General features: G+C 63.0%; 9 protein-coding genes. 3 read left to right on the forward strand and 6 right to left on the reverse strand.

Annotated features, from left to right (window positions below):
- The first annotated feature begins 56 nt into the window (after positions 1-56).
- The gene (locus BM045_RS04745) at positions 57-992 is read left to right on the forward strand and encodes an AraC family transcriptional regulator (RefSeq protein ID WP_092180112.1); all 936 of its coding nucleotides are present in this window, start codon (positions 57-59) and stop codon (positions 990-992) included.
- Here BM045_RS04745 and BM045_RS04750 read toward each other — a convergent pair.
- From BM045_RS04750 to leuC, 5 genes are read right to left on the reverse strand one after another with little or no spacing between them, the layout of a single operon-like run.
- Positions 984-1919, reverse strand: a complete 936-nt coding sequence (locus BM045_RS04750) for a 3-hydroxyacyl-CoA dehydrogenase (RefSeq protein ID WP_092180958.1) — start codon at positions 1917-1919, stop codon at positions 984-986. The genes BM045_RS04745 and BM045_RS04750 overlap by 9 nt on opposite strands.
- On the reverse strand, positions 1916-2794 hold the full coding sequence (locus BM045_RS04755) for an isocitrate lyase/PEP mutase family protein (protein ID WP_092180114.1): 879 nt from the start codon (positions 2792-2794) through the stop codon (positions 1916-1918). The genes BM045_RS04750 and BM045_RS04755 overlap by 4 nt, the downstream gene beginning before the upstream one ends.
- Positions 2791-3429, reverse strand: a complete 639-nt coding sequence (locus tag BM045_RS04760) for an isochorismatase family protein (RefSeq protein ID WP_092180116.1) — start codon at positions 3427-3429, stop codon at positions 2791-2793. The genes BM045_RS04755 and BM045_RS04760 overlap by 4 nt, the downstream gene beginning before the upstream one ends.
- Entirely contained in the window at positions 3426-4076 is a 651-nt protein-coding gene (leuD, locus tag BM045_RS04765) for a 3-isopropylmalate dehydratase small subunit (protein WP_092180118.1), read from the reverse strand. Before leuD ends, BM045_RS04760 begins: the two co-directional genes overlap by 4 nt.
- Positions 4077-5489: a 3-isopropylmalate dehydratase large subunit gene (gene leuC, locus BM045_RS04770; protein WP_092180120.1), complete on the reverse strand. Its 1413-nt coding sequence runs from the start codon at positions 5487-5489 to the stop codon at positions 4077-4079.
- Positions 5490-5692: 203 nt separating this feature from the next.
- Here leuC and BM045_RS04775 point away from each other — a divergent pair, with 203 nt between their 5' ends.
- Positions 5693-7750, forward strand: a complete 2058-nt coding sequence (locus BM045_RS04775; protein WP_092180121.1) for a hydantoinase/oxoprolinase family protein — start codon at positions 5693-5695, stop codon at positions 7748-7750.
- 5 nt (positions 7751-7755) lie between these two features.
- Positions 7756-9549 carry a hydantoinase B/oxoprolinase family protein gene (locus tag BM045_RS04780; RefSeq protein WP_092180122.1) on the forward strand — a complete coding sequence of 598 codons (1794 nt, stop codon included), beginning with the start codon at positions 7756-7758 and terminating at the stop codon, positions 9547-9549.
- A gap of 29 nt (positions 9550-9578) precedes the next feature.
- On the opposite strand, the gene BM045_RS04785 is transcribed toward BM045_RS04780, so the two are convergent.
- Positions 9579-10640: a LacI family DNA-binding transcriptional regulator gene (locus BM045_RS04785; protein WP_092180123.1), complete on the reverse strand. Its 1062-nt coding sequence runs from the start codon at positions 10638-10640 to the stop codon at positions 9579-9581.

Consider the following 10640-nt stretch of genomic DNA (forward strand, 5'->3'; position numbering starts at 1 on the left):
CTTTGTCGCCGGACTTTCTATAATGAGACATCCTGATTGCATTCGAGAGCGTCCGAATGATCGACCCTTTGGCAGAAATCGTCGCGATGCTGCAGCCCAGCATGCCGTTTTCCAAGGCGGCCAGTGGCTCCGGCTTCTGGCGCGTTGACGGGGTTGGCGATGGCAGCCCGTTCTTCGCCGTCGTGCTGGAAGGCGCGACACGGCTCTCGATCAACGGGCAGCCCGATATCGTGCTTGAAGCCAACGACTTCGTGCTGATCCCGGCCGCCTTCCAGTTCACCATGGCCAGCATTGGCGCCGAGGATGAAAGCGCCGACCCGCTGCGCGTCACCCGGCTCGGGGACGAAACGCGCCATGGCGATCCAGATGGCTCGCCCAATATGCGTACGCTAGTTGGCCGGCTGGCCTTCGGCTCGCCCGACGCGACGCTGGTGTTTGCGCTGCTGCCCTGCCTATTGCATGTGCGCGGCCAGGCGCGGCTGACCACGCTGGTGCAGATGATCCGCAATGAGGCGCAGGACGATCGACCGGCCAGAGACATCATTCTTGAACGGCTGCTCCAAGTGCTCCTGATCGAGGCACTGCGCTCGGACGCAGCCGGGCTCGAAAGTCCCGGCCTGCTGCGCGGTCTGGCTGATCGGCAGCTCGGCATGGCGATCCGCCTGATGCATGAAAACCCCGCCAGGGGCTGGACCGTCGATCAGCTGGCGGCCGAGGCGAGCTTGTCCCGATCGGTGTTCTTCGACCGTTTTCAGAAGCAGACCGGCATGGCGCCAATGGAATATCTGCTGTCCTGGCGCATGGCCCTGGCTAAGGACATGCTGCGGCGTCGCGATGGCGGCATGAAGGAAATCGCCCGGCGCATCGGCTATAGCTCGGCCAGCGCCTTCAGCGTGGCCTTCTCCCGATTTGCCGGCGTGTCGCCGAGCCAATATGCGCAGTCGAGCGAGGCGCAGGGCGCCCCTCACCCGCAGGTCGAGGCTCTATCCTAGAGCCTGCTGCTTGAGCTGACGCAGCGCCAGGATCTGCTGGTCGCGCCAAGCCTGACGGTCGGCAATGGTATCGAGCGGAATACGTTCGGCCAGTTGCGCATGGGCGCTGGCGATCTGTTCTTCGGTCCAGTCATAGTCGGTGCGGGCGGCGGCGCCAAGCTGGCGCATCATCGGGCCGAGCCGGTTGACGAAGCCTTGCAATCCGTCCGGCGCATTGAGATGGGCCACTTCGAAGGGGCCGATAGAAGCCCAGCGCAAGGCCAGGCCATAGGTCAAAACGGCGTCGATATCCTCGGGCGTGCAATAGCCTTCGCCGACCAGATGCAGAGCCTCGGCCACCAGGGTGAATTGCAGGCGATTGAGGATGAAGCCGTCGATCTCCTTTTTCAGCACGATCGGCCGCATGCCCGCCTCGGTCATCAGCTGCCGGGCTGCAGCGATAGTCTCGGGCGAGGTCGTGCCGGTGCCGCAGAGCTCGACCAGCGGGATCAGCGACGGCGGATTGACCGGATGCACGACCAGTGCGCGTTCGGGATGGGCGAAGTGGGTCAGGAAATCCGAACCCGGTATGGCCGAAGTCGACGAGGCGAGAATGGTATCAGCCGGCGCATGCGCGGCGATCTCGGAAAACACCTCGCGCTTGACAGCGACGTCTTCACGCACACTTTCCTGCACGAAGACGACGTCTGTTACCGCCTCTGCAATCGAGCCGGCCGGCCTGATGCGCGCCACGACCGTCTCGACGTCTTCGCTCAGTAGGCCGTTTTCAGCCAGCAGCTCCAGCGTGCGACGTGCGCCGGGAATGGCGGTGCGCTCGACCTCGCCCGCGATGGCATCATTGAGCGCCACGTCGTAACCGGCCCGGGCGAAGACTACCGCCCAGGCGCGACCGACCGTGCCGGCGCCGATACAGGCGACGCGGCTCATTCGGCTGATGTCGCCGGGCGAGCCCAACGCTTCTCGAAATGCCAGACTTCTTCGAAGCCGATCAGCGTGTTGAATTCGGCAAAGCTGAACAGTTTGGTATTGGGCGAGTTGGACGTGCCTTCGGCCTTGAGCACCTGCAGGGCATTTTCGGCAGCGGCGGCGGCGGCAAGGCCGGTGGCCGAAGGGAAGATGGCGAGCTTGTAACCGATATCGGCCAGTTGGGCCTGGGTGCGGATCGGCGTCTTGCCGCCATCCGCCATATTGGCCATCATCGGCTTGCTAATGCGGGCGCAGGCTTCGCGCATTTCATCTTCGCTTTCCAGCGCCTCGAGGAAGACGATGTCGGCGCCGGCTTCGCCATAGGCAATGCCGCGTTTCATGGCGCCTTCGAAGCCATCGGTCTGGCGCGAGTCTGTGCGGGCGATGATCAGAGTTTCCGGGTTACGACGCGCCTCGACGGCGACCTTGACCTTTTCGACCATGTCGATCATCGGCACGACGCGCTTGAACGGCGTATGACCGCACTTCTTGGGGAACTCCTGGTCTTCGATCTGGATGGCAGCGACGCCGGCCTCTTCGAAGCCGCGCACCGTGTGATGCACATTGAGCAGCCCGCCATAGCCGGTATCGGCATCAGCGATCACCGCGGCATTGGCGGTCCGGCACAGCGTGGCAACGCGGTCGAGCATCTGGGTATAGCTGGCAATGCCCGCATCGGGCAGGCCATAGGCCGAGGCGGTCATCCAATAGCCGGAGGCGTAGACGAAGTCGAAACCCACCTTGTTGGAAACCACCGCGGTGATCATGTCGTGGATGCCGGGGGCCACGACGAACTGGCCGGATGCCAGCGCGGCCTTGAGACTGGGCTTGCTCATGCGTTTTGTCCTAGAGACTGGAGATAGGTGAGGGTTTCGGTTTCGGAAACAACGTCGCCATATTTGGCGTCCATGTCGAAGAGATTGGCCTCATGCGGTGCCGGATGGCGATCGCCCACCGCCTCGCGCACGATGATCGGGATGAAGCCATGGGAATTGCAGTCGACGCAGGTGGCGCGAATGCAGCCGCTGGTCGAAACGCCGGTATGGATCAGCGTGTCCACGCCCAGCGAGGTCAGCGTCGAGGCCAGTGAAGTGCCGAAGAAGGCACTGGCATATTGCTTGGAAATGACCAGCTCGTCCTCATGCGGCACCAGCCCCCTGGGCCAGGCGCCCATCGGGCTGCCCTCGAGGAAATTGTGCAGCGTCATCGACTTCTGGTAGAAGCGCCCGCCGTTCAGCGCCGTCTTGTTATAGACGACATTGGTATAGATCACCGGCACATTGGCCGCCCGCGCCGCCGCCTGCAGCCGCAGGGCGCTGACCAGGGTCTCCTCGACACCGGCATAGAGCGCGCAGCTTGGCTCAAAATAGGCTTCCACAAAATCGATCATGATCAGCGCCGGCTTCTTGCCGAAGCCGATGCGCTTGCCGAAGGCGCCCTTGTAGTTGCTGGAGAGGTCTTGCTCGCTCATGAGGGTTCCGTTTCGTCAAAGAGTTGGTCCAGCCGGCCATCATCGAGAAACAGCCAGGGCTGGCTGGCACGATGGCGGGCTTCGAAGCTGGCGATATCGTCGGCGTCTTCGGCCAGAATGCCGCCGATCTCGTCGAGGCCCAGCATCAGCGCGCGCTTGCGATAGGGATCGATCTCGAACGGCACGGCCGGGCCATTGGGGAACATCACCGTCTGGCTTTCGAGGTCAACGACGAAGGGCTGGCCACTGGCCGCTGCCGACATGGCATTGCGATGCGCCTCGCCAGTCAGCACCACCGGCAGCACGCCATTCTTGAAGCAGTTGGAATAAAAGATTTCGCCGAAGCTCGGCGCGATGACGCAGCGGATACCGAAATCGGACAGCGCCCAGACCGCCTGCTCGCGGCTGGAGCCCGAACCGAAATTGGCATCGGCAACGAGAATTTTCGCCGCGTCGAAGGGTGGCGTGTTGAGCACAAAATCGGTCGAGGCGCCGCCCGGCGCGTGGCGGCGCTCATGAAACAGGTGCTTGCCCAGTCCTACCTTGTCGAGCAGCAGCAGGAAGCGTGCCGGAAAGATGATGTCAGTATCGACATCAGCCTCGGGCAGCGGCGCCGCAACACTGGTCAGCGTAACGAACTTTTCCATCTATGACGCTGCCTTGAGGCTGCGCACATCGACCAGATGGCCGGAGACCGCTGCCGCCGCCGCCATGGCCGGGCTCATCAGATGGGTGCGACCACCCTGCCCCTGCCGGCCTTCGAAATTGCGGTTGGAGGTCGAGGCGCAGCGTTCGCCGGGCTGCAGCCGATCGTCATTCATCGCCACGCACATCGAGCAACCGGCATCGCGCCACTCAAAGCCCGCATCAATAAACACCCGATCGAGCCCTTCGGCTTCTGCCTGTAGCCGCACCGAGGCCGAGCCTGGCACGACAATGCCGGAGACGCTGGGCGCCACATGCCGCCCGGCGACCACTTCGGCGGCCAGTCGCAGGTCTTCAATACGGCCATTGGTGCAAGAACCGATGAACACCTTGTCGATGGCGATTTCGTCGAGCCGCATGCCGGGCTGCAGCGCCATATAGTGCAGGCTCCGCTCCATCTTGGCGCGGCGGGCCGGGTCGGCTTCCAGCGCCGGATCGGGAATCCGTGACGAGACCGGCGCGGTTTCGCCCGGATTGGTGCCCCAGGAGACATGCGGCACCAGCGCCGAGACATCGAGCTCGACCTCACGGTCGAAGACGGCATCCGCGTCGCTGGCCAGGCTGAGCCAATAGGCTTCAGCGGCGGCCTGCTGCTCCGGTTTAGGGGCCAGCTTGCGGCCGCGCACATAGGCAATGGTGGTGGCATCGGGCGCAATCATACCGACGCGGCTGCCTGCTTCGATCGACATGTTGCACAGCGTCATGCGCGCTTCCATCGATAGCGTAGCGACGGCCGGGCCGGCATATTCGATGGCATGGCCGACGCCGCCATTTGTGCCGATGCGCGCGATTAGCGCCAGGATGATGTCCTTGACGGCAACGCCCGGCTGCAGCGCGCCATTGAGCGTCACGCGCATGGTCCTCTGCCTCTTCTGGCGCAGCGTCTGCGTTGCGAATACGCATTCACACTCGCTGGCGCCAATGCCGAAGGCGATCGCCCCGAAAGCACCATGGGTGGAGGTATGACTGTCGCCACAGACCAGCGTAGCACCGGGCAGGGTGAAGCCGAGTTCGGGGCCGATGACATGGACGATACCATGGCGGTTGTCGTTCATGCCGACATAATGCACGCCGAAGCGCGCGCAGTTCTCCTGCAGGCGGGCGACCTGCCTGGAGGCAAGCCCATCGGGCAGCGGCAAGTGGCGCAGGCGCGTCGGCACGGCATGGTCGGCGACGGCAATATGAGCCGCCGGACGCACCAGTTTCCGGTCTTCAGCGACCAGACCGGCAAAGGCCTGCGGGCTTGAAACCTCCTGCACCAGGTGCCGGTCGATATAGAGCAGGCTGGTGCCGTCGTCATATTGCTTGACCACGTGTTGCTGCCAGACCTTGTCGTAAAGTGTGTGTGCGCTCATCGCCGCCGTGACCAAGAAAGCCTATGCATGAAGTGTAGTCTCGTCACCCCGAATGACCATGCAAGAAATCTGGAGAGCCCGGCAATCTTTGCACTTGCGAAGGTGTCGAAGCGCAATCTATGCTCAAGTGAATGCGCATGCAATATCCGAAAGGATGAGGGTGCATGCGCGACGGGGAAGACTATGCAGACAAGGGTAGAGACATGAGATTGGGCGTAGACGTTGGCGGGACTTTCACCGACCTGCTGCTGCATGACGAGAAGGGCAAGCGCACCTTCCAGGCCAAGACACCATCCACACCGGAAGACCAGTCGATCGGCGTCGTCGAGGGTGTGAAGCTGATCTGCGAGAAGGCGGGAATTTCGCCTTCCGATATCGACCTGATCCTGCATGGCACCACCGTTGCCACCAATGCCGTCCTCGAAGGCAAGGGCTCCCGCGTCGGCCTTCTGGTCACCGAGGGCTTCGAATATACGCTGCATCTGGCCAAGGCCTGGACGCCCGGCCCGCTGTTCGGCTGGATCAATATGGACAAGCCCGATCCGCTGGCCTCGCTGGCCGACACGCGCGGCATTCCCGAACGCATGAATGCGCGCGGCGAAGTGGTGCGAGAACTCGATGTGGCCGCTGCCACTACCCTGATCGACGATCTCTGTTCGTCGGGCATCGAGGCGCTCACCATCTCGCTGATGCATTCCTATGCCAATGCCGAGCATGAGCGCGCCCTGCGCGACATCGTCGCCCAGCGCTTCCCCGAAATTCCGGTCTCGCTGTCGTCGGAAATCCTCCCCGAATTCCGCGAATATGACCGCGCCATCACCACGGTGATGAACGACTATGTCCGCCCGATCATGAAGCGCTACCTGTCGCGCATCGAGGATCGCCTTGCACAGAATGGCGTCACCGCGCGCCTCCACATCGTGCGCTCCGACGGCGGCTTGATGAGCGCCAAGGCCGCCTCGGAACGCCCCGTGCATACGGTGCTGTCCGGCCCCGCCGGCGGCGTTACCTCCACCATGATGCTGTCGCGCCGCTCGGGCTTTTCCAAGCTCCTGGCCTTCGACATGGGCGGCACGTCGACCGACGTCGCCGTGATCATCGATGGCGAAGCTGCGATTTCCCGCTCCACTGAAGTCGGCATGTTCCCGGCCAAGGTGCCAACGCTCGACGTGCGCAGCGTCGGTGCCGGCGGCGGCTCGATTGCCGACGTTTCGGAACTGACCGGTTCGCTCCGCGTCGGCCCGCGCAGTGCTGGCGCCCGTCCGGGTCCGGTCTCCTATGGCCGCGGCGGCACCGAGCCGGCGGTCAGTGACGCCAATGTCGTGCTGGGCTATCTGCCGCCGGTGCTGCTCGGTGGCGACATGACCCTCGATGTGGATGGGGCCCGCAAGGCCGTGGCCCGTGTCGGCGAGCAGATCGGTCTGTCGCCCGAAGATGCTGCCAAGGGCATTATCGACATCGCCAATGAAGTGATGCTCGGCGCGCTGCGCGTCATCACCGTGCAGCGCGGTCTCGACCCTCGCGAATTCGGCATTGTCGCCTTTGGTGGCGCCGGTCCGCTGCATGGTAATGCCATGGCCGAACTGCTCGGCTGCTATCCCGTCCTCGTGCCGCCCAATCCGGGCGTGCTCTGTGCCTTAGGGTTCCTCGAAGCCGACTTCCGCAACGAGTTCGTCCAGACCTACATCCGCTCGACCGTCGGCCTCGACCCGTCGGAAGTCTGGACGCGATTTGCCGACCTCGACGGCAAGGCGCAGGCCTGGCTCACCGAGCAGGAAGTCGCCGATAGCGACGCCACCGTCACCTATTCGCTCGACCTGCGCTACGAGCAGCAGGGCTTTGAAGTGGCTGTACCGGTCAGCGCGGAAGACGTCCGCAACAAGGGCGCCCTCACCCGCACGCTGGCAGATTTCCACGACATCCATGAACGTCTCTATGGCGTGCGCTTCACCGTCCCCGTCGAACTGGTCGCCATGCGCGTGGTCGCTCGTGGCGCTACCGAGCCGGTCGAGGAAGTGCTGCCCGAGGGCGCAGGCACCGATGTGAAGGCTGCGGTGATCGAAACCGCCAAGGCCTATTTCAACGGCGCCTGGCAGGAGACCCTGCACTACGACCGCGCCAAATTGGGCGTCGGTTCGCGGGTCGAGGGCCCGGCGATCATCCGCCAATATGACACCACCACCGTGCTGCTCCCGGCGCATTACGCCGAGATCGACAGGCATGGTAACATCCTGATCTGGCCGGTTTCGAAGGGGAATTGAGCGCCATGAGCATCAAGACAGACGGCACCAAAGTCGATCCGATCACCCTCGACATCATCGAGAACGCCCTCAAGAACGCCCGCTTCGAAATGGATGGCGTAGTGGTGCGCATTTCGCTATCGCCGGTGATCCGCGAGCAGCACGACGAATTCCCGATGATCTGCAACGAGCGCGGCCAGATGATCGTCGGCCAGTTCGGCTCCTACATCCCGTCCGTGGTCGAAAAGTTCGGCGGCGACGTCAACGAGGGCGACATCTTCGTCTGGAATGACCCTTATGCCTCCAAGGGCTCCATTTCGCACAATAACGACTGGTGCGTGATGCTGCCGATCTTCCACCAGGAGGTGCTGGTCGGCTTCTCGTCGATCTTCGGCCACATGGTCGACGTTGGCGGTTCGGTACCCGGCTCGATGCCCGCCAATGCCCGCACCATCTGGGAAGAAGGCCTACGCGTGCCGCCGGTCAAGATCTACGACAAGGGCGTGCTCAACCAGGGCGTGCTCGACATCATGCTCAACAATTCGCGCACTCCGGACATGAACCGGGCCGATCTGATGGCCCTGATCGCCGGTTGCCGCACCGCCTCGACCCGCGTTCGCGAACTCTGCGACCGCTTCGGCCGCGACACCTATATGACCGCCTGCGACATGCTGCTGGCCCGCACCCGCGAAGCCATGCGCGTGGTGATCCAGAAGTATATCCCGGAAGAGCCGGTCAGCTTCACCGACTATGTCGATGATGACGGGTTGGGCAATGGTCCGTTCAAGATGACGCTGACCATTTCGCGGCGCGGCGATATCGCCGTGTTCGACTGGACCGGCACGGACGCCCAGGCGGAGGGCCCGATCAACTTCCACATCCATGAAGGGCTCTGCAAACTCTTCTTTGGCGTCTACATGATCATGTCGTTCGATCCTTCGGTGCTGTTCAACGAAGGCTTTTACGACCTTTTCGAGATCGTGCTGCCGGAAGGCAGCCTGCTCAATCCGCGCTTCCCGGCCGCACTGTCGAACCGCCTCAACACCCACACGCGCTTCTTTGACTGCCAGGCTGGCGCGCTGGGCAAATTCGTACCGCAGCTGTCGATGGCGGCCGGTTACGGCACCAGCCCGCATTTCATCTTTTCGGGCACCGACAAGGACCACAAGTATTTCCAGCTGATGGAACTGCTGTTCGGCGGCGTGCCTGGACGTCCCAAAGGCGATGGCTTCGATGGCCATGCCTGGTGGCCGCTGTTTTCGGCAACTCCGATCGAATATATCGAGAACTACTATCCCGTGCTGATCGAGCGCTACCAGCCGATTCAGGATTCCGGTGGTCCGGGCCTGCATCGTGGTGGCGCCGGCATCGAGAAGGTCTATCGCGTGCTGGCCTCGGGCAGCGTCTCGATCCACGACGACCGCGAAGTGGTGCCGCCGTGGGGCATTAATGGCGGGCTGCATGGCGGCACGTCGAGCAAATGGGTGATCAAGGCCGGCGAAACCGAGCCGACCCGCATTCCCTCCAAGATCGACAATCTCAAGGTCAATCCTGGAGATCGCGTGGTGTTCAAGACCGCCGGTTCCGGTGGCTGGGGCGATCCGCTTGATCGCGACGCCGGTATCGTTGCCCGTGATGTGCGCTATGGCCTGGTGTCGCGCGAACAGGCCGAGACCTCCTACGGCGTGATCCTCACCGAGGACAACCAGCCGGACGTGTATGCGACAGCCAAGCATCGCGCTACGGCCAAGGAAGTGCGCGGCGAGCCGCCAGCCTTCGACTTCGGCTATACGCCACCCGAACGGCAGGCAGCGGAATAAATGGAAACGGGGCCTTCGGGCCCCGTTTTTTAGCTCTGGCTGTCGTCCTTGTCCCAGCGATAGGCCGCTGGCACCGGGATGGTGTTGCGCCAGATCAGGCGGCCCTTGATCGGCCGGTCAATGCCGCGCGGGATTGGTTCGGTGGGATCGTCGAGATGAAGGATTTCCAACGTTTCGTCGACCATCTGCTCGATCGGCTGGCGCACCGTGGTCAACTGGTAAGGCAGACGACGACCCTCGGGAATATCGTCGAAACCGCCGACCATGAGGTCTTCCGGCACGCGCAGGCCAAGCCTGTGGCGCAGGGCATCAATCGCCGCCATGGCCATGATGTCATTGACGCCGAACAGCGCATCGGGCCGGGTGCGGTTCTGATCGCGGAACAATTTGACCGTGGCGTTGAAGGCGCCCTCATAGGAGGAATGGCCCTCCACTTCGACGATCTCGCTGCGCTTGATACCGCCTTCGAGCAAACGCCCGACAAAGCCGCGCACACGGTCTTGGCTGGTGGTGCCCTTGAGATCGCCGGTGATCAGCGCGAAATTCTTGGCGCCGGCGGCAAGAAAGGCCTCGGCGATCAGTGCCCCGCCAGCAACATTGTCACAGCGCACGCCCGACGCATCGGAGCCCGGAATGTAGCGGTTGAACAGTACGATGGGGATGCCGCGGTCGTGGCACAGGCTGATCATCCGCGTCGATAGCTGCGCCGCGGTCAGCACCACCCCGTCGACCTGGTATTTCAGCAGGTGCATGATGGCTTCGTCGCTCTCCGAATTGGGCTCGACGGTAAAGATCAGCACCTGCCGGCCCTGCTCCTGCAGTTTCCGGCTAAACGTGTGCAGCACATGCACGTAAAACGGGTTGTCCAGGTTGCCGATGATCAGCGCGACGATATTGGTGCGCTTGGTGGTCAGGCTGCTGGCGATGGAATTGGGAACGTAGTTGAGCTTGAGCGCCGCATCGAGAACCTTGGAGCGGGTCTCATCGGCGATTCTGGATCCCGGCGTGAAGGCCCGCGACACTGCTGATTGTGACACGCCGGCCAGTGCGGCCACATCGAATGAAGTTGATCTGGAGCTCTTGCGCGCCAT

The sequence above is a fragment of the Devosia sp. YR412 genome, from assembly GCF_900110945.1.
Classification (GTDB): Bacteria; Pseudomonadota; Alphaproteobacteria; order Rhizobiales; family Devosiaceae; genus Devosia.